Source organism: Corynebacterium sp. HMSC05D08 (genome assembly GCF_001807215.1).
Taxonomy (GTDB): domain Bacteria; phylum Actinomycetota; class Actinomycetes; order Mycobacteriales; family Mycobacteriaceae; genus Corynebacterium; species Corynebacterium striatum.
In genome coordinates, this window is sequence record NZ_KV788330.1 from 55,876 (window position 1) to 75,886 (window position 20,011).

The 20,011-nt window shown below is 60.3% G+C and carries 12 protein-coding genes; all 12 read left to right on the forward strand.

All coding sequences use genetic code 11. The features are described from left to right. Positions 1–189: 189 nt before the first annotated feature. The 12 genes from HMPREF3148_RS06580 to HMPREF3148_RS06635 all read left to right on the forward strand — a co-directional run bounded on the left by HMPREF3148_RS06580 (position 190) and on the right by HMPREF3148_RS06635 (position 19,678). The gene (locus HMPREF3148_RS06580; protein WP_049062251.1) at positions 190–732 is read left to right on the forward strand and encodes a three-helix bundle dimerization domain-containing protein; all 543 of its coding nucleotides are present in this window, start codon (positions 190–192) and stop codon (positions 730–732) included. Between the two features lie 300 nt (positions 733–1,032). Next, a complete protein-coding gene (locus HMPREF3148_RS06585; protein ID WP_049146796.1) occupies positions 1,033–3,012 on the forward strand; it encodes a glycosyltransferase in 1,980 nt (659 codons plus the stop codon). Then, positions 3,002–3,529 (forward strand): phosphatase PAP2 family protein, encoded by a 528-nt coding sequence (locus tag HMPREF3148_RS06590; RefSeq protein ID WP_049062253.1) that lies wholly within the window; start codon positions 3,002–3,004, stop codon positions 3,527–3,529. The genes HMPREF3148_RS06585 and HMPREF3148_RS06590 overlap by 11 nt, the downstream gene beginning before the upstream one ends. Then, the gene (locus HMPREF3148_RS06595; protein WP_049146797.1) at positions 3,526–4,521 is read left to right on the forward strand and encodes a decaprenyl-phosphate phosphoribosyltransferase; all 996 of its coding nucleotides are present in this window, start codon (positions 3,526–3,528) and stop codon (positions 4,519–4,521) included. Before HMPREF3148_RS06590 ends, HMPREF3148_RS06595 begins: the two co-directional genes overlap by 4 nt. A 57-nt stretch (positions 4,522–4,578) precedes the next feature. Then, a complete protein-coding gene (zomB, locus tag HMPREF3148_RS06600) occupies positions 4,579–6,327 on the forward strand; it encodes an arabinofuranosyltransferase AftB family protein (protein ID WP_049062303.1) in 1,749 nt (582 codons plus the stop codon). 225 nt (positions 6,328–6,552) lie between these two features. After that, complete coding sequence (locus tag HMPREF3148_RS06605; RefSeq protein ID WP_005529483.1) at positions 6,553–7,575, forward strand: alpha/beta hydrolase; 1,023 nt, start codon at positions 6,553–6,555, stop codon at positions 7,573–7,575. 228 nt (positions 7,576–7,803) lie between these two features. Next, on the forward strand, positions 7,804–9,771 hold the full coding sequence (locus HMPREF3148_RS06610; protein WP_049146799.1) for an alpha/beta hydrolase-fold protein: 1,968 nt from the start codon (positions 7,804–7,806) through the stop codon (positions 9,769–9,771). Positions 9,772–9,773: 2 nt separating this feature from the next. Further along, positions 9,774–10,283, forward strand: a complete 510-nt coding sequence (locus HMPREF3148_RS06615) for a DUF732 domain-containing protein (protein ID WP_049062255.1) — start codon at positions 9,774–9,776, stop codon at positions 10,281–10,283. Positions 10,284–10,298: 15 nt separating this feature from the next. Continuing rightward, positions 10,299–11,228 (forward strand): cutinase family protein, encoded by a 930-nt coding sequence (locus tag HMPREF3148_RS06620; RefSeq protein WP_049062256.1) that lies wholly within the window; start codon positions 10,299–10,301, stop codon positions 11,226–11,228. Positions 11,229–11,315: 87 nt separating this feature from the next. After that, positions 11,316–13,166 (forward strand): FadD32-like long-chain-fatty-acid--AMP ligase, encoded by a 1,851-nt coding sequence (locus HMPREF3148_RS06625; protein WP_070508912.1) that lies wholly within the window; start codon positions 11,316–11,318, stop codon positions 13,164–13,166. A 213-nt stretch (positions 13,167–13,379) separates the two neighbouring features. After that, a complete protein-coding gene (locus HMPREF3148_RS06630; RefSeq protein ID WP_049146802.1) occupies positions 13,380–18,131 on the forward strand; it encodes a type I polyketide synthase in 4,752 nt (1,583 codons plus the stop codon). Beyond that, complete coding sequence (locus tag HMPREF3148_RS06635) at positions 18,131–19,678, forward strand: acyl-CoA carboxylase subunit beta (RefSeq protein WP_046645884.1); 1,548 nt, start codon at positions 18,131–18,133, stop codon at positions 19,676–19,678. Before HMPREF3148_RS06630 ends, HMPREF3148_RS06635 begins: the two co-directional genes overlap by 1 nt. Positions 19,679–20,011: the final 333 nt, after the last annotated feature.

Below are 20,011 nucleotides of genomic sequence, written 5' to 3' on the forward strand. Positions count from 1 at the left end.
AACAGCTTGCCTGCTTCAATCCCCGCCGACGAGGAGCTTTGAATCTTCTTCGGCGGGCTTTTTGTGTCTGTACGCCGGCGCTTTGCCGGTTTACGCGTGTCGCGAGTCGGTGTTGAAACCGGTGGCAAATCTCCGTAAGGTTAACATTAGGTTAACAAACAGAGAACAGAAAGTAATTGGGTGAGTGCCATGACGCATCTCAATGATCACCGCCTCGCGACCCTGCGCCAGGACCTCCACGACCTGTACGGCAACACTCACGCTGCCGCGGAAATCGACGCCGAGGTAGACGCGGCAATCGCGCGCCATACTGCCGGTGCAACGGTCGAAGAATTCATCCCTGTTCTGGTTGAACGCGAGGTAAAGGAATACTTCGGCGGGCACCGCATCCATGTCCGTTTCTCTGCTGGCACCAACCACGCCCTTGCGGAGAAGGTTGTTGAATTGACCAAGGAACAGGCCGGCGACGCCTTGCTTGCCGACGCCGCTCATTTCCACACCGAGGTTGATCCCAACAACCGCATGGTCAGCATGCCTGACTTCATCGTGTACCTAGGCCGCGAGATCCCACGCGACGAAGCAGGCAAGGACATCAAGATTTGGGATATCGCTGCGGCCAATACGCCAGAGGAAGAGCGCGAACTTATCGATGACCTCGGCGCCCGCGTGCTTTACATGTTGGGCAAGCTGGGCATCGAGCCAGTAGGCGATAAGGCCCCTGTCGAGGCCTAATCTCCCAACTAGAAGCGATAGGTCGAGTGCCTCCGATTCTTCGCGCAGAGTTGATTCATCCGAGGGCGAAAGCAGATGACCTTCATCGAAAGATAGAAGGCTCTGCTTTTTAATAGATGGAGAATGCGAGCGCATTTATGGCCTTTTCGGTGCGGATTAACCGTCGTGCTCACGGCCAGATTGTGTTAAATGCGCGTCACTGCAGCCATGAATCCGTGTGGGAGCGAGGTTATCGGCCACAAACCACTAGGCTGTTTGACTGAATATTGTCATAAAACCGTTTGGAGAATCGAAGTAATCGTGACTGCCAACAATTCCTCCGCCAGCGCCGCTGGCAGCGAAACCCGCGTTTTCGAACCTGTTCAGCGAATCTTGCTGCCCAAGCGCGGCGAGCCTTTTGACGTCCGGATGCTCTATCTCATCGAGTCTGAGCAAAACCGCGAGCGCCTGAGCTGGACCAACCGCACCGCGGTGACGATTCCAGCGGGTGAAGAGGCTTCTTTCGAGACCTACTTCAACGCTTTCCCTGCCTCCTACTGGCGCCGCTGGTCCCAGCTGAAGTCCATCGTGCTCTCCCTCGAACTCGAAGGCCAAGCCAACGTCTCCATTTATCGCTCCAAGCAGGATGGTCAGCGCATCTCCGTGGCCAACCACCTGGTCGGCAGCGGTCACCACGACTTCGAACTGCCGCTGAAGAACTTCGAAGACGGCGGCTGGCTGTGGTTCGACATCACCGCAGAGAAGGAAACCGTCCTTTCTAATGCGGCATGGTGCGCTCCACATGAACCAGGCCCGCAGATTATGCCGGACGGTACGGAGATCCCGGCGTCGGAAAAGCGCGTTGCCGTGGGCATTCCTACCTTCAACCGCCCAACCGACGCCGTCGCAGCGCTGCAGGCTCTCGCCGAGGACCCAGTGGTCGACGGCATCATTGACTACGTTCTCATGCCGGACCAGGGCAACCAGCACCCAGCAGACGAGCCAGGCTACGAGCAGGCCGTCGAGCACTTCGGCCCGCGCTTCCGCGAGTTCCGTCAGGGCAACCTGGGCGGCTCCGGCGGCTACTCCCGCATCATGTACGAGGCGTTGGAGAACACCGATTCCCCGTTCATCCTCTACATGGATGATGACATCGCCATCGAACCGGACTCCATCCTGCGCGCAGTGCAGGCCGCGCGATACGCCGCCAAGCCGATCATCGTTGGCGGCCAGATGCTGAACCTGCAGGAGCGCTCCCAGCTGCGCACCACTGGCGAGCAGGTCAACAAACACGTCTTCATGTGGGGCGGGGCCCCGCACGCGGTCTACGACCACGACTTCGCCAAGTACCCATTGCGCGCTATTGGTGACGCCCAGTCGCACCTCGACCCACGCAAGTACGACTCCCGTGCTCTCCATCGCCGCGTCGATGTCGAATACAACGGCTGGTGGATGTGCCTCTTCCCGCGCGTCGTAGCTGAGACCAACGGCCAGCCGCTACCACTGTTTATCAAGTGGGATGACACCGAGTACTCCCTGCGCGCAGCCGCTAACGGCTTCCCAACTGTCACCTGGCCGGGGGCCGCAATCTGGCACATGGCGTGGGCGGACAAGGACGACGCCATCGACTGGCAGGCGTACTTCCACCTGCGCAACCGCCTCATCGTCGCTGCGATGTACCACGACGGCGACGTCAAGGGCATTACGAAGTCCATCTTCAAGTCCACCCTCAAGCACACGATGTGCATGGAGTACTCCACCATGGCTATCCAGCTGGAAGCTATGAAGGACTTCCTCGCCGGCCCGGATCACCTCTTCGACATCCTGGAATCCTCCCTGCCGCGCATCGCGGAAATCCGCAAGAACTACTCCGATGCCGTCATCATCGAATCCGCCGACCAACTGCCGGCTCCGACCGGCGCGCCGGGCGTGCCGACCCGCAACATCGGCGGCCGCCTCGGCAAGGTCAAGAAGCTGCCATGGCTGCTCAAATCCGCGAAGCACCTTGTCACCAAGGAAGACCGCGCGCACCACGAGGCGCCGCAGCTCAACCTCACCCCCGACGAGGCGCGCTGGTTCACTCTGTCCCGCGTGGACTCCGCAACAGTTTCCACCGCCGGCGGTACCGGCGTGGCCTTCCGCAAACGCGACCGCGATCTGGCCACCGACCTCGTCAAGCAGACCCGCGGCCTGCTCAAGGAGATCGAGGAGAACTTCGATGATCTGAAGTCGCAGTATCGCGCCGCGATGCCGGAGCTGACTTCCCGCGAATCCTGGAGGAAGGTATTCGATGCCCAGTAAGCTTTCTGTAGCTGAATCACACGTTCTGGAAAGCATCCAGAACGCAGCTTTCGACGTCCCTGGAGTTGTACCTGCCGCCCGCGGCTTGAGCCACCTTGGCGAGCACGCCCTCGGCTGGATGGGTGCTTCCGCAGTGATGTACGCGGTCAACCATGATGACAAGGCGCGGCGTCGCCAGTGGGCATACGTAGGCGCGGGTGCATTTACAGCCCACGCGGCGAGCGTTGTAATCAAGCGCATCGTGCGCCGCAAGCGCCCTGACTACCCCTACGTTCGCGTCGGCGTGGGCACCCCGTCCAAGCTGTCGTTTCCGTCCTCGCACTCGACGTCGACAACCGCGTTCCTCGTGGGCGTCGCACACCTAACCGGCAATCCGTTGCCGCTCCTTGGTGTGCCTGTGATGATGGCTTCGCGTATGGTGCTCGGAGTGCATTACCCAACGGATACCGCGGTTGGAGCTGCGATCGGTGCAGTCACCGCAGAGGCATTAACCCGCTATGAAAGGAAGACCGCGTGAGCGAGACACACCACGAAGACGGTTCGCAGCGGGTATTCCACTCTGAACCGCATACCTCAGGCATCGACACCGGCCGCAAGCGTAAGCCGCCGAAGAACCTCGTCGACGGAATGATCAAGGCGCTGCGCCCAAAGCAGTGGGTTAAAAACGTCCTCGTCCTCGCCGCTCCAGCAGCAGCGGGTGCGGACGCACTGTTCCATTCGCGCGTGCTTCTCGACGTCCTCCTTGCCTTCATCGTCTTCTGCATGGGCGCGTCCTCGATTTACCTCATCAATGACGCTCGCGACGTCGAGGCTGACCGGGCTCACCCGACCAAGCGCTTCCGTCCCATCGCGGCCGGCGTGCTGCCGGTGGGCCTGGCGTATGCGATGGCAGCGCTGCTCATTGTCGGTTCCATCGGCTTGTCCTTCTTGGCCACCGCTGGCCCACAGCTGGCAATCGTGATGGCTGTGTACATCGCTTTGCAGCTGGGCTACTGCTTTGGCTGGAAGCACATGCCGGTCATCGACATCGCGCTGGTTTCCTCCGGCTTCATGTTGCGCACCATGGCTGGTGGCGTGGCAGCGGGCATCGTGCTTTCCCAATGGTTCCTGTTGGTTGCGGCATTCGGTTCGCTGTTCATGGCTTCCGGTAAGCGTTACTCGGAGATTCTTTTGGCCGAGCACACTGGTGCGAAGATCCGCAAGTCCCTTGAGGGCTACACGCCGACCTACCTACGCTTCGTCTGGACCCTTGCGGCTACCGCTTTGGTCATGTCCTACTCGCTATGGGGCTTCCAGCTTTCCAACGCCGCTGATGGCCCAGCTGGCGTCTGGTACCAGGTTTCGATGGTTCCATTTACGATTGCCGTGCTGCGCTATGCTGCCGACGTCGACCGCGGCAATGGCGGCGCACCTGATGAGATCGCGCTCGAGGATCGTGCCTTGCAAGTACTCGCCCTTTTGTGGCTGGCTTGTATCGCAATGGCGGTTTATATTATCCCAGTGTTTTAACGCCGTGAGCGCCGCGAATACGGTCAAATCTAAAGGGGGATGTTAAACTTTTTCCCCATGAATAACACTGATAACAGGAATCTGCTTCGGTATAGCGCCGTTGCGTCAGCTCTTGTTATTGGTGTTTTTGCGTTTTGGGGTGGCTTCGCCCGCCGGTGGATTTCCGATGACGGCCTCATAGTCCTGCGCACGGTCCGCAACCTGGAAGCTGGGAATGGCCCAGTCTTTAACGCCGGTGAGCGAGTAGAAACCAATACCTCGACGCTGTGGCAATACCTCATCCTTCTCGTGCGATGGGTAACAGGTGCGGATCTGTCAGGTATCGCCATCTACTTGGGCTTGTTCTTCTCTGTCGCCGCGATGTTCATCGGCGCTTGGGCTACGAGCAGGGCCCACCGCACTGCCGTTCTAGCTCCAGCGGGCAGCCTCGTTTATCTAGCGCTACCGCCCGCGCGTGACTTCTTTACGTCCGGTCTCGAATGGGGATTGTCCATCTTCTATCTGGCGGTGCTGTGGTGGATGTTGGTCAAGTGGTCCCGCGGCGTCGACAATGCAAAAGAGTGCGCTAGTGACTCTATGCCGTACTGGCTAGCGCTGTGGGCGGGCATTTCCTGGCTTGTTCGACCTGACCTTGCCCTTTATGGCGGCCTGGTGGGACTTTTGCTGCTCGCTACCCACCGTGGGTGGAAAGCCTGGCTAGGAATCTTGGCCTCCGCGCTGCCCTTGCCGGGCGCATATCAGATTTTCCGCATGGGCTACTACGGCCTTTTGACTCCCCACACTGCGGTGGCTAAGTCGGCGTCGGGAGCTGCATGGAGCCATGGTTTCCGCTACCTTGGTGACTTCGCCCTCCCTTATGCCCTCTATATTCCACTCCTCGTGTTGGGCGGCTGGGCCCTGTGGACCTATCGCTCTAGCCTGCGTCCAACGCGGCTTCGCTCCCAAGCCAGCATTACTTACTTGTTGGTGGGCGCAGCGGTTTTGCACTTTGTCTACATCTTTCGCGTCGGCGGGGACTTCATGCATGGTCGGATGCTCTTGCTACCGCTTTTTGCGATGTTGCTGCCAGTGTTTGTCCTCCCGTTGCGCTCCGCAGCGTCTATCAGTGCGGCACTCTTTTGCGCAGTTTGGTCCGTGGTGATTATCCTGCGCGGGCACCCCACGGATTGGAATACCTACCAAGGGAAAATCAATATTGTCGATGAGCGCGACTTCTGGACCTATTCCGTCAAGCGGGAACCAGGCGATCCGCCTCGCTCTGAGAGGGACTTCCTTCCTATGCGGCAAATGGAGGCCTACCAAGAGGGCATCGATGATCTTGAAAAAGGTGATGCTCTCGCTGTTCTATATGCGCTTCCACGCGAGGAGAACAAGTATGCGTGGAAAGGCGTTGCTCGCGAACCCGGCCGGGACGAGCCGCCTACTTTGTACTTCATCAACATGGGCATGACTTCGATGAATGCCCCGTTGGACGTGCGCGTGCTCGATAACATTGGCTTGGCGACGCCCCTCGCCGCCCGCCAGCCACGCATAGAAAACGGACGGATTGGCCATGACAAGGACCTGCCTTCGTACTGGCAGGCTGCTTTGACGGGCGTGGATATCGATTCGCTGCCACAGTGGTACGACAAGAAGGAAACTGCTAAGGCTCGTCAGGCGTTGCAAACGTCAGATTTCCAAAAGCTCTTTGCGACCTATAAAGACCCGCTTGATGCACACCGTTTCTTTGAAAACATCAAGTTTGCATTGACGGATGGGCGGACTCTGACTTTTTCGGCGGATCCTGACGATTACCTTGTGAAATAGCGGAGAGTTTTCCCAAACTTCGGCGTGTCGCCACCTATAGATGGATCGGCCACCGTAGTGCGCGGGGGGTACAAGGTGGGAGAAATCGGGCTGCGTGGGTTAAGCTGCTAAAGATTCCTCGTTATATTTCCGTGACGTTAACGTTTAGACATGTGGCGACGATAAGTGTGAATAGCACTAAAAATTTTTCTTGATCTCGAAGTTGAGAAGTACAAAAGGAGAGACATGACTGCACTGAGTTCGGGTCTCAAAGCGCGTGTACTCACAGTGGTAATGACCGTTGCGGTCGCGCTTGGCCTCGTCGTAGCTACAGGCACCCAAGAAGCCGAGGCAGCAAACCGTGACTGGCTGCGTCCCGATGCCACCGGTTCTTGCGAATGGGACGGCGTGGGTTGGTGGGTTCAGCGTTGTGACGTTTGGTCGCCAGCAATGGGCCGCAACATCCCAGTCCAGATCCAGCCTGCGAAAAACGGCGGCAACGCTGGCCTGTACCTGCTTGACGGCTTGCGTGCTACCGACAGTACCAATGCTTGGGTTAACGATGTGAATGCTGCCCGTACCTACGAGCCTCACAACATCACCCTGGTTATGCCGGTTGGTGGCGCAGGTTCTTTCTACGCTGACTGGAACGGCCCGGCTACCTATGACTTGGTTGCGCCGACCAACTACCAGTGGGAAACCTTCCTGACCTCTGAGCTGCCGGGTTACTTGGAGCGTAACTTCGGCGTTGCCCGCAATAACAACTCGATCGCTGGCCTGTCCATGGGCGCCACCGCTGCCATCACCTTGGCTGGTAAGCACCCGGATCAGTTCCGCCAGGTACTGTCCTTCTCCGGCTACCTGACCACCACCTTGCCAGGTGCGCAGACCTTCATGCGCCTCGCGCTTCTCGACGCCGGCGGATTCAACATCAACGCAATGTACGGTTCGCTGTTTAACCCGCGTCGCTTCGAAAACGATCCTTTCTACCAGACCGATCGTCTGCGCAATACTGACGTGTACATCTCTGCTGCAACGGGCATTCCGGGTGCCGGTGACGCTGGTTATCTCCCGCAGCACCAGCTTTCTGGCGCGGTCCTGGAGATGTTCTCACGTGCAACCACCCGCATGTGGGAGGCTAAGGCTCGTGCAACTGGTCTGCGCGTGACCACCAACTACCCGATGCAGGGTCTGCACAACTGGGCACAGTTTGGCTACCAGCTGGAGCAGTCCAAGCCGCAGGTTCTCAACGTGATGAACGCTTGGTAAACGCCAAGGAGAGTATCTAGCGAAGCTCTAAACAAGCCGGCCGTAGGAATTCCTACGGCCGGTTTTGTGGTTTTGGGCGTGTTCCTCTTCCAAAAGTCTCAAGTTCAACTTAAACTTGAGCGCACAATAGACAGCACTTCGTGGCCTAGTAGCGTCGTCCGGAGGAGGGGAACCTTCGGAAACCGTATTACTAGGGCGCTCCCTCGACATACCTACAAGGACTCATCCATGCGTAAAAATGCGTCTGCCCCTAACCTGCGCTCTCCAGGTTCCCCGACCAAGGCTCGCAAGGGTCTGGCCATCGCAGCTCTGCCAACCGCTGTAGCAGTTGGCCTCGCTCTCCTGCCGAACGCAACCGCTCAGTCTTCTCTCGGAGCCTTGACCCAGAACTTGGGAAGCTCCGGTCTTTCCGACTCCTTCGCACCGAGCAACCCGCCGCAGCGTACTCCGCTCAACACCGAGTACCCGACCATCGAGGGTCTGCCGGAGGGAGTTGCTGTCTCCCGTGTGGAGTACCTCTCCAATCGCCACCTCAAGGTCTACATCAAATCCGCAGCTATGCCGGATAAGGAGCAGATTGTTCAGATTCAGCTCGCCCGCGACTGGTACTCCAACCCGGAGAAGAAGTTCCCGGAGGTCTGGGCACTCGACGGCCTGCGTGCGCGCGACGATGAGTCCGGCTGGACCATCGAGACCAACATCCTGAGCCAGTACGCTGACCGCAATGTTAACGTCATCATGCCTGTTGGCGGCGAGTCCTCCTTCTACTCCGACTGGCAGCAGCCGGACAATGGCCGTAACTACAAGTGGGAATCCTTCCTGACCAAGGAACTCGTGCCAATCCTGGATAAGGCATACCGCTCCAACCAGAAGCGCGCCATCACGGGTATCTCCATGGGCGGTACGGCAGCCGTCAACTTGGCGGAGCGCAACCCGCACCTGTTCCAGTTCGTCGGTTCCTTCTCCGGCTACCTGGACACCACCACCCGGGGCATGCCAGAAGCAATTGCTGCAGCACAGATGGATGCAGGCGGATTTAGCTCCACCAACATGTGGGGCCCGCACTACTCGCAGGACTGGATCGACCACGACCCGAAGCTGGGTATCGAAGCCCTCAAGGACATGAAGGTCTACGTTTCCTCCGGCTCCGGCAAGGACGATTACGGCAACCTCTCCTCCGTGGCCAAGGGCCCGGCTAACGCTGCAGGCGTCGGTCTCGAGGTCATTTCCCGTATGTCCACCCAGACCTTCGTGGATTACGCCAAGCGTGCAGGGGTGCCGGTCGTGACACGCTTCCGCCCATCCGGCGTCCACAGCTGGGAATACTGGCAGTTCGAGATGAACGAGGCTTGGCCAACCATCGCTGACGCCCTCGGCATCCCGAAGGAAGACCGCGGTGCAGACTGCACCCCGATCGGCGACATCGCAAAGGTGACCGAGTCCGGAATTATCGGCGAATGCCTTAACAACGAATACGACGTCGCAGGCGGCAAAGCTGAGGACTTCCAGGCTGGCACTGCCTACTGGCACCCAGAAACCGGCGCTCACGCCATCTTTGGCCGCATCGGCGCCCGCTACTCCGAGATCGGCGGCCCGACCTCTTGGCTGGGCTTCCCAACCACCGGCGAAGAGAAGACCCCAGACGGCAAGGGACGCTTCGTTCACTTCCAGCACGGCTCCATCTACTGGACCGCCGAGACCGGTGCCTGGGCAATTCCTGCCGACATGGTGAAGGCATGGGGCGAAAACGGCTACGAAAACGGCGACCTCAAGTACCCGACCGCTGCAGTGGTCAAGGTCGGCGAAGGCTACGCTCAGGAATTCCAGAATGGTGTCCTGACCCGTAACCCAGACGAGTCCAACTCCGTGGTCCATGGTGCAATCGGCGCCAAGTACAAGGAGCTGGGCGGCCCTGCCTCCAAGCTAGGCTTCCCGAAGGGTGGCGAAAAGCCAGTCAAGGGCGGCTTCTTCCAGGAATTCGAGCACGGCAACATCTACTGGTCCGCAAACAGCGGGGCGCACTACATCCTCTACGGAGACATCATGGACGAGTGGGGTAAGCGCGGCTTCGAACAGGGCGAGTTCGGCTGGCCAACCACCGATTACACCGAAATCGCAGCGGGCGGCCTTTCCCAGGACTTCCAGCACGGTGTAATCCGGCAAATCATGGGCACCGTTCAAGCGGAGAAGAAGTAACCATGCGCATCAAGGTTCCCGCGGCGTGTGCAGCCGTGATGGCTGCTGCGCTTACGCTGGGCGCTTGCGGTTCCGCCACGGTCGAAAGCACGGACGATTCAACGGACACCAAGGTAGCCCCGCTCGAGCGTTCCGCAGCCCCAACTTCCGACGCCGCGTCGAGCTCGGCGGCTTCGGAGAAGGCGTCGTCAAGCGCATCTGCGTCCCGCGAGCCGGCTTCCGACGCCCCGGAAGATAGCGGTGCGCGTGAAATCTCTGCCATCCCAACCCCGGAACAAAGCCAGGGTCCTGAGCGGGAATTCATAGCCGCTGTCCAGAAAGCGGGAGTAAACACGGATGGTGCCGAAGACCAGATCATCGGCGCCGGCCAAGCGGCATGCCGCGAAGGCGATGTCGTGACCATTCCCGCAGTGGCAGGTCAGCTCATCGAGCAGGGCCGTGCCACACTGTCGCACGAAGAGCTCACCGCTGTCCTGACGGACCAGGCGCGCGGCACCCTGTGCGCTAACTAAGATAGAGAAGTTTTTATGCGTAAAACACTTACGGTTGTTGCCGTACTCGTCGTACTTGCTGTCATCGGCGCTGGCGCGGTTCATTTCTTCAACGCCAATCAGGCACAGGAGAAGAACAACCTCGGTGAGCCGGCACCAGAGTCCGGGGGAGTCGAGGCCCCCGCGCAACCCGACTGGTGCCCGCGCGTAGAAGTTATCTCTGCTCCTGGCACGTGGGAATCCAAGGCCGATGATGATCCCATCAACCCGACCGCAAATCCCAATTCCTTCATGCTGTCCATCAGTAACCCGCTGAAAGAGGCTTATGTGCCGGAGGACGTAAAGGTCTGGACGCTGCCGTACACGGCGCAGTTCAAGAACATCAACGCCCAGCATGAGATGAGCTACGACGAATCCCGCGATGAGGGAACCTCCCGCATGGAGGGCGAGCTCATCACGATGCATGAAACATGCCCGGCTACCAAGTTCATCATTGCAGGCTTCTCGCAGGGAGCGGTGATTGCTGGCGACGTCGCTGACCGTATCGGTGGCGATAACGGTCCGATTCCGGCGGATGCTGTCTCCGGCGTTGCTCTGGTGGCTGATGGTCGCCGGCAGGACGGCGTGGGTCAGAACCCTGGCATGCACGTGGCGGGCGTGGGCGCGGAAATTGCTTTGGAGCCGCTCAACATGCTGATTCAGGGCATCGTTCCGGGTGCTACCATGCGTGGTCCGCGTGCAAATGGCTTCGGTTCTTTGGCGGACCGCACGTTCCAGATTTGTGCGCCGGACGACTCTATTTGCGATGCGCCACTCGACGGCCTGAACGGGCTTGAGCGCGCCCGCGGCCTCATTGAGGCAAACGGCGTGCACGCGATGTATGCCACGAACCCGAACGTGATTCCGGGCACCACGGCGAACCAATGGGTTACCGATTGGGCGCGGGAAATTATCGATAACACCTAGAAAAATCTGCGTGATGTAACGTATGAGACCTTGGCTCTGATATTTTTAATGTCAAAAGTAAACAATCTAAACCCAAAAGGAGATTAGATGGACCTCAATGCGTTGATTGGCCAGTTCTTTGACGAGAAGGGGCAAATAGCTCTTCCGCCGCACCTGACCTTGGCAGGACTCAGTGAGCATGTCTATGGAATGGAAAAGCAGGCTGGGGTTCCGGATCGTCCGGTTCTACGCCAGTGGGTTTACTCCGAAGATCCAAACGGCGTTCCACGCGACTTCACGCGTTCCCAGGTCAACACTCGCATCAAGGTCGTGGCTGCGCGCTTGCAACAAGTCGGCGCAATGGGGGACCGCGTGGCAATTCTTGCCGGCAATTCCCCGGAGTACATCTTCGGCTTCATGGGGGCGATGTATGCGGGTATGACTCCGCTGCCTTTGTATGACCCGAACGAGCCAGGTCATACTGATCATCTGCGAGCCGTATTCGGTGATTCGAATCCATCCATCGTGTTGACGAACAACGTCTCTGCTGCGGCCGTGCGCAAGTACTTTGCCGACCGTCCGTCTGCGGAGCGCCCGCGCGTTATCTCTATTGATTCGCTGCCGGACTCTTTGGCGGCGTCGTGGGTGAATCCGTTGGAGACGGAGGCTGGCCAGGCCGCTGCTGCGAACCTGCAGGGCGCACCTATCGATCAGCCGGCGTTCCTGCAATACACTTCTGGTTCCACGCGAACTCCGGCGGGCGTGTTGCTGACGAATCGCTCCATCATGACCAATGTTCTGCAGATTTTTGCCGCAGTGCAGCTCAAGCACCCATCGCGAATTGTTTCTTGGCTGCCGATGCACCACGACATGGGCATTATCCTTGCTTCCTTTGTCACTATCATGGGCCTCAACTTCGAGATTATGACTCCGCGTGACTTCGTGCAGCAGCCGAAGCGCTGGGTACGCCAGATCAGCCGACAGCCGATGGATGAGAACTTCGCCGCCACTTACTCGGTGGTGCCGAACTTCGCGCTCGAGCTCGCGGCTCGCTACGGTGCGCCGGAGGCGGGCGAGGAACTTGATTTCTCCAATGTCGATGGAATCATCATCGGTTCCGAGCCAGTTACCGAAACCGCGGTGGAGAGCTTCTTGGATGTATTCAGCACTCTCAATCTTAAGCGCGAGGTGTTGCGTCCGTCCTATGGCTTGGCAGAGGCGTCGCTCATGGTGTCTACCCCGCAGGTGGGCGAGCGCCCGTTGATTTCTCACTTCGATCGCGAGCAATTGGCTGCTGGCAAGGCGGTCATTTCAGAAAAGTCTGCGGACACTGTAGCTTTTGCGTCGAATGGTCAGACGGTTCCGGTCCAGTTCCTGACCATCGTGGACCCGGAGACACGGGCAGAGCTTGGCGACGCCCAGATCGGCGAGATCTGGCTGCATGGCGAAAACATGGCTGCGGGCTACTTGGGTCGCGAGGATGAGACCGCCTCCACTTTCCACAACACTTTGGGTGAGCGCCTCGCCGAGGGCTCCCGCGTGGAAGGGGCCCCGGATGACAACAATTGGATGGCCACGGGAGACCTCGCTACCATCGTGGATGGCCAGCTCTACATCACCGGCCGTCTCAAGGATCTCATTGTGGTGGCAGGTCGCAACCACTATCCACAGGATATCGAGGGCACCGTCCAAGAGGCGTCCGAGCACGTGCGCCCTGACTCTGTGGCTGCCTTCTCCGTGGAGGGCGACAACACCGAGCAGCTGGTGCTGCTCATCGAGCGCGCTGACAACGCCGACCCGTCTGGTGACGAAGCTGCAACTGAAGTTGTCCGTACCGCCGTCTCGAAGCACCATGGTCTGACTCCGGATATCATCCGTTGGTTCGGTGCGAACGAAATCAACCGCACCTCCTCGGGCAAGATTGCTCGCCGAGTGGCGAAAAAGCACTTCGAAGTCTAACTTCTTGAAGTCTAACTTTTTCAAGTCCCCCTTGTTCCCGCGTGCGCAAGCTCGGTGGGAGAAGGGGGACTTTGTGTCTCTTGGGTAGCTCCCTAGCGCAGGTGAGTTGTTAACGTGACGGAAGTTAACAAAATGAGACAATAGACCGATATATATGGCATGCGCCAATTTGTGCTGCGCAAAAACTTTCCCAATTAAAGAAAGCTAAATTAGATGACTGTTGAAGAACTAAGGGGCTGGCTGCGCAACTGGGTCGCGCGAACGACCGGCTTGTCCACAGACGAGATCACGGATACCAAGCCTTTAGAAAACTTCGGACTGTCCTCCCGCGATGCAGTTGTGCTTTCCGGCGAACTGGAAAACCTGCTGGGTATGAAGCTCGAGCCTACTGTCGCTTACGAGTATCCCACCATCGCATTGCTGGCGGATCGTTTAGTCAACGGTGGCGGAGCGGCTCCGCTTAGCGACGCCTCCAGCTCCGCCGCTCCCCGCAGCACCGGCATCATCGGTGGCGACATCGCAGTCATCGGTGAGGCTGGACGCTTTCCGGGTGCCGAGAATATTAAAGAGTTTTGGAACATGCTGGTGGAGGGCCGTTCGGGAACCGGCCCGCTGCCGATGGGCCGCTGGTCAGAGTACGCCTCGGAGCCGGTGGTGGCGGACAAGATCGCTAACCAAAACACCGACGGCGGCTACATCGAAGACATCGCGGGCTTTGATGCTGAGTTTTTCGGTTTGTCTCCGCTAGAGGCTGCTAACATGGACCCGCAGCAGCGCATCCTCCTCGAGCTGGCATGGGAAGCACTCGAGGACGCAGGCCTGCCTGCCAACCAGCTGCGCGGCACCTCCACTGGCGTCTACATGGGCTCCACCAACAACGACTACGGCATGCTCATCGTCGCTGACCCAGCAGAGGCGCACCCTTATGCCATGACCGGCACCTCTTCCGCGGTGGTGGCCAACCGTATTTCTTATGCCCTGGACCTGCGCGGCCCGTCCATCAACGTCGATACCGCGTGCTCCTCCTCGCTGGTGGCCGTGAGCCAGGCCGTCAACGACCTGCGCACCGGCGCTTCCGACGTCGCTCTCGCCGGCGGCGTCAACATCTTGGCTGCACCGCACGCCTCGACTGGCTTTAGCGAGCTGGGGGTTATCTCGCCGACCAGTGCTATCCACGCTTTCTCGGACGACGCTGACGGCATCGTGCGTTCTGATGCAGCGGGCGTCCTCGTGCTCAAGCGCCTTGCCGACGCCGAGAGCGACGGCGACAACATCCTCGCCGTCATCAAGGGCACCGCGGTCAACTCTGACGGCCACTCCAACGGCCTGACCGCCCCGAACCCAGACGCGCAGGTCGACGTCCTCGAGCGCGCCTACGCCGATGCAGGGGTTGACCCGCAGCTCGTCGATTACGTCGAGGCCCACGGCACCGGCACCATCCTCGGCGACCCAATCGAGGCCACCGCCCTTGGCCGCGTGCTGGGTTCTGGCCGCACCATGGCTGCCCCGATGCTGCTGGGCTCCGCAAAGTCCAACATCGGCCACTCCGAGTCCGCAGCGGGCGTCGTGGGCATGATCAAGGTCATCGAGGCTATGCGCCACGGCGTCATCCCGCCGAGCATTAACTTCTCCGCGCCGAACCGCTACATCGACTTCGACAACGAGCACCTTGAGGTCGTCGAGGACCCACGCGAGTGGCCTGAATACTCCGGCCAGAAGGTCGCGGGCATCTCCGGCTTCGGATTCGGTGGCACCAATGCGCACGTGGTCATGACCGATTACCGCGGCCTGCCAGCAGAGACCGCCCCACAGGTAAGCGTAGGCGATGATGCTCCAGTCTCCCTACCGATTTCCGGCCTGCTGCCTTCCCGCCGCGCCGCCGCGGCTGGCCAGCTCGCCGACTTCATCGAGCAGGAACACCCTGACCTCCTCTCCCTTGCGCGTACACTTGCGCGTCGCAACCACGGACGCTCCCGTGCGGTGGTGACGGGGACGAACGAGGAGGACGTCGTCAAGCGCTTGCGCCAAGTAGCCGAGGGCAAGGTCTCCATGGGCATCGCCTCCGCGGACTCGCCGTCCGTGCCGGGCCCTGTGTTCATGTACTCCGGCTTTGGCTCGCAGCACCGCAAGATGATCAAGGACGTGCTGGAGATTTCTCCTGCGTTCAAGGATCGCCTGAAGGAACTCGATCGCATCGTGCAGTTCGAGTCTGGCTGGTCCATCCTGGACATCGTTGCTGACGACGCTCAGACCTACGACACTGAGACCGCCCAGGTCGCGATTACCGCCATCCAGATTGCGCTGACGGACCTACTGGCTTCCTTCGGCGTGCGCCCGGCGGGAGTTATCGGCATGTCGATGGGCGAAATCGGTGCAGCTTACGCTTCGGGTGGTCTGTCGGCTGAAGACGCCATGCTCATCGCCGCACACCGTTCCCGCCTGATGGGCGAGGGCGAATCCTCCCTGACCGAGGAGCAGCAGGGCGCTATGGCCGTAGTGGAGCTGACCGCCGAGGAGATCGAGGCACTCGACGGCAACATCGAGCCCGCCGTCTATACGGGCCCCGGCATGACCACAGTGGGCGGCCCGCGCCCTGAGGTCCTTGCGCTGGTGGAAAAGCTCGACGCAGAGGGCAAGTTCGCCCGTGCACTCAACGTGAAGGGCGCAGGACATACCTCGGCGGTGGAGCCGATTCTGGGTGAGCTCTATGCAGATATCGCTGGCATCGAGCCGCGCCCGCTGCACACGACGCTCTACAGCTCCGTTGATCGCGGCGAGATCTACCGCCCAGGTGCGGTGGTCCATAACGAGGACTACTGGATCCGCATGACTCGCCAGCCGGTGCTGCTGCAGGACGCCACGGAAGCGGCGTTTGCCTCCGGTCACACGCAGATTGTGGAGATCTCCCCGAACCCGATTGCGCTAATGGGCCTGATGTCCACGGCTTTTGCGGTGGGCAAGTCCGATGCGCAGTTGCTGTTTAGCTTGAAGCGCAAGGTCGACCCCACGGAGTCTTTGCTGGATCTGCTGGCCAAGCTGTACGTGGCAGGTGCGCCGGTTGATTACAGTGCGGTCTTTGGCTCGGGCGCGCTTGTCGACGCCCCTCACACCCAGTTCAAGCGCCAGCGCTTCTGGACCAACGCTCGCCCGTCTTCGGGTATTTCTGGCCTGCCGGGCGCACGCGTGAATCTGCCGGAGGGCAAGGTGGCGTTCTCCACGAATGCTGACCAAGCGCCGTCTGCTCTGGCCATCTTGGAGGCCGCTGCTGAGGCAGTGAGCCCGGGTGCGCAGATTGTGGCTTCGGAGGAGCACGGGGACCTGCCGCCGCAGGGCGAGGTGTCCACGGTGGTTACGAAATCGCTGGGTGGACTGTCCATTGCGGTGTACTTCGTGAATGGTCCGTCGACGCAGCTTATCGCGGAGGGGTTTGCATCGGCGCTGCGCTTGGGCGATTCCGGTATCCCGGGCGTGGCAGAGATTCCGGTGCCGGCTGAGGCTCCGGCTGCGTTCACTGAGGCCAACGACATCGAGGCCGTGCGCTGGGACCCAGCGACGGAGACCGTGGAGCAGCGCCTCTCGCTCATCGTCTCGGAGTCCATGGGCTACGACGTCTCTGACCTGCCGCGCGAGCTGCCGCTCATCGACTTGGGGTTGGATTCCCTGATGGGTATGCGCATCAAGAACCGCGTGGAGAATGACTTCCAGATTCCGCCGATGCAGGTGCAGGCGCTTCGCGACGCCTCCCTCGCCGACGTCATCACCATGGTCGAGGAGGCCGTCGCTGGCGGCGCTACCGAGCTGCCGGAGCCTTCTGTCGACGCAGCGGCTGACGTGCCAGCTGCCGCAGAGTCTGCGGAGTCTGCAGGCGACGAGGCTGAAGGCGTGGGCGTAGCCCCGCGTGATGCCTCGGAGCGCATGGTCTTCGGCACCTGGGCCACCTTCACCGGCAAGGCCGCAGCGGGCGTGACGTCGCCGCTGCCGGAGATCGACGAGGCGACGGCCAAAGGCATTGCTGAGCGTCTCACCGAGCGCGCCGGGATTGAGGTCAGCGCCCAGCAGGTCCTCGAGTCCGATACTCTCGAACCACTTGCCGACCTCGTCCGCGAGGGCCTCGAAACCGAGGTCGAGGGCAACATCCGCGTGCTGCGCGAAGCCGACGGCCCCGCCGTGTTCATGTTCCACCCAGCCGGCGGCACCACCGTGGTCTATCAGCCGCTGACCCGCCGCCTGCCGGAAGACGTGGCGGTATACGGCGTCGAGAGACTCGAGGGCTCCCTGGAGGAGCGTGCGGAGGCTTATATCGAGGACGTCGTCAAGCATTCGCGTGGCCGTAAGATCGTGCTCGGCGGCTGGTCCTTCGGTGGCGCCCTGGCGTACGAGGTGGCTTATCAGCTCGCCCAGCGCAAGGCCCGCGGCGAGGAGAGCGTGGACGTGGCGTTCATTGCGCTTCTGGATACCACCCAGCCTTCCAACCCAGCACCAGACACCCTCGAAGAGACCAAAGCCCGCTGGGGTCGCTACGCAGCGTTTGCGAAGAAGACCTACGGCCTGGACTTCGAGCCGCCTTACGAGATGCTCGAGACCATGGGCGAGGATGCCCTGATGACGATACTCGCCGAGTTCCTCTCCACCACCGACGCCTCCGAGCACGGCCTGGCAGCGGGCGTGCTGGAGCACCAGCGTGCTTCCTTCGTGGACAATCAGATTCTGGGCAAGCTCGACATGCGCCGCTGGGCCGACGTCGACGTCCCGGTCTTGTTGTTCCGCTCCGAGCGCATGCACGATGGCGCCATCGAGCTCGAGCCGCGTTATGCGGAGATTGATCCCGATGGCGGCTGGGGAGTTATCGTTAAAGATCTGGAAATTGTGCAACTGCAGGGTGATCATCTTGCGGTCCCTGATGAGCCGGCCATCGGTATCGTGGGCAAGCACATGAACGATTGGATCGAGGAGAAGATTCGGTAGTGACTACCACTGCTCATAAACTGGACGACCTGCGCCAGCGCCTTGAGCGCGCGCAGGACCCAGGCAGCGAGCGCTCCCGCAAGCGCCGCGACGACGCTGGCCGCTCAACCCCGCGCCAGCGCATCAACGCGCTGCTGGACGAGGGTTCCTTCGTGGAGACTGGCTTGCTGGCCAAGACCCCGGGTGACCCAGACGCGATTTACTCTGATGGCGTTGTGACCGGTTACGGCCGCGTCAATGGCCGCCCCGTGTGCATTTACGCGCATGACAAGACGGTCTATGGCGGTTCGGTGGGCGTTATCTTCGGCAAGAAGGTCACCGAGATCATGGACATGGCCATCAAGATTGGCTGCCCGGTTATCGGTATCCAGGATTCCGGCGGCGCCCGTATTCAAGACGCCGTGACCTCCCTGGCGATGTATTCAGAGATTGCCCGCCGCCAGCTGCCGCTTAGTGGTCGCAGCCCGCAGATTTCCATCATGATGGGTAAGTCTGCAGGTGGCGCGGTGTATGCGCCGGTTACAACTGACTTCGTCATCGCTGTCGACGGCGAGGCAGAGATGTACGTGACTGGCCCGAACGTCATCAAAGAGGTGACGGGCGAGGAAATCACGTCCCACGACCTTGGTTCGGCGCGCCAGCAGGAGCTCAACGGCAACGTGTCTGTCGTGGTGCCCTCGGAGGATGAGGCCTTTGACCTGGTCCGTGACTTGCTGGATCACCTGCCGCTGACCTGCTTCGACGAGTCCCCGGTCTTTGACGCGCCTACTGATGAAGAGGTAGCCCAGGACACCGAGCTGGATTCCTTCATGCCGGATGATACGAACGCCGGCTACGACATGATGGACCTGCTCACGCAGCTTGGCGACGACGACGAGCTCATCGAGATCCAAGAGAACTACGCCCCCAACATGATTACGGCCTTCGGCCGTATCGACGGCAAGGCCGTGGGCTTTGTGGCGAATAATCCGATGCACTTGGCGGGCTGTATTGACGCCGATGCTGCGGATAAGGGCGCCCGCTTTATTCGTATTTGCGATGCTTACAACATCCCGCTGGTGTTCGTGGTCGATACGCCGGGCTACCTGCCGGGCGTGGAACAGGAAAAGGCTGGTCTGATTCACCGCGGCGCGAAGTTCGCGTTTGCTGTGGTGGAGGCGACTGTGCCGAAGGTGTCGCTGATTGTGCGCAAGGCTTATGGCGGTGCGTACGCGGTGATGGGGTCGAAGAACCTGACCGGTGACATCAACCTGGCGTGGCCCACGGCGCAGATTGCCGTGATGGGTTCGGCGGCGGCTGTGGTGATGATTGCGGGCAAGCAGCTCGACGCCGCGGAGACGCCCGAGCAGCGTGCGATGACCAAGAAGATGTTCATGGACTTCTACGATGAGACCATGACCGCGCCGTACGTGGCTGCCGAGCGTGGCTACTTGGATGCGATGGTGGAGCCGAATCAGTCGCGCTTGGCGCTGCGTCAGGCGCTGCGTCAGCTAGCTGGTAAGACGCAGCATGACCTGCCGAAGAAGCACACCATCTCCCCGATGTAAGTCCCTAGGTTCAACAGCTATGGGCTGTTGGCGCGCGGGGTGTTAAAGCGGCGTCGTTGAGCAAGTGTGTAACGCCGAGCGGTGGGCTGCACGATATCTTTAAGTGAAAACATCCTCGGAAATAAGGAGTAGGAAAAATGCTGTCCAGCATTCTTGACCTTAGCGGCGACGTTATCAACCTCGTTATCATGCTGCTCAACCGCGTCGGCGTGACCATCTCTGGTTCGTCCCTGAGCTCGAAGTAGCGTTCGCGCGCACCCCTCTGCACGGCCTCTTCTGGCCGTGTAGAGGGGTGCTTCGTTTTACGCTCGGTTGGTGGTTTCTGGTGTACAC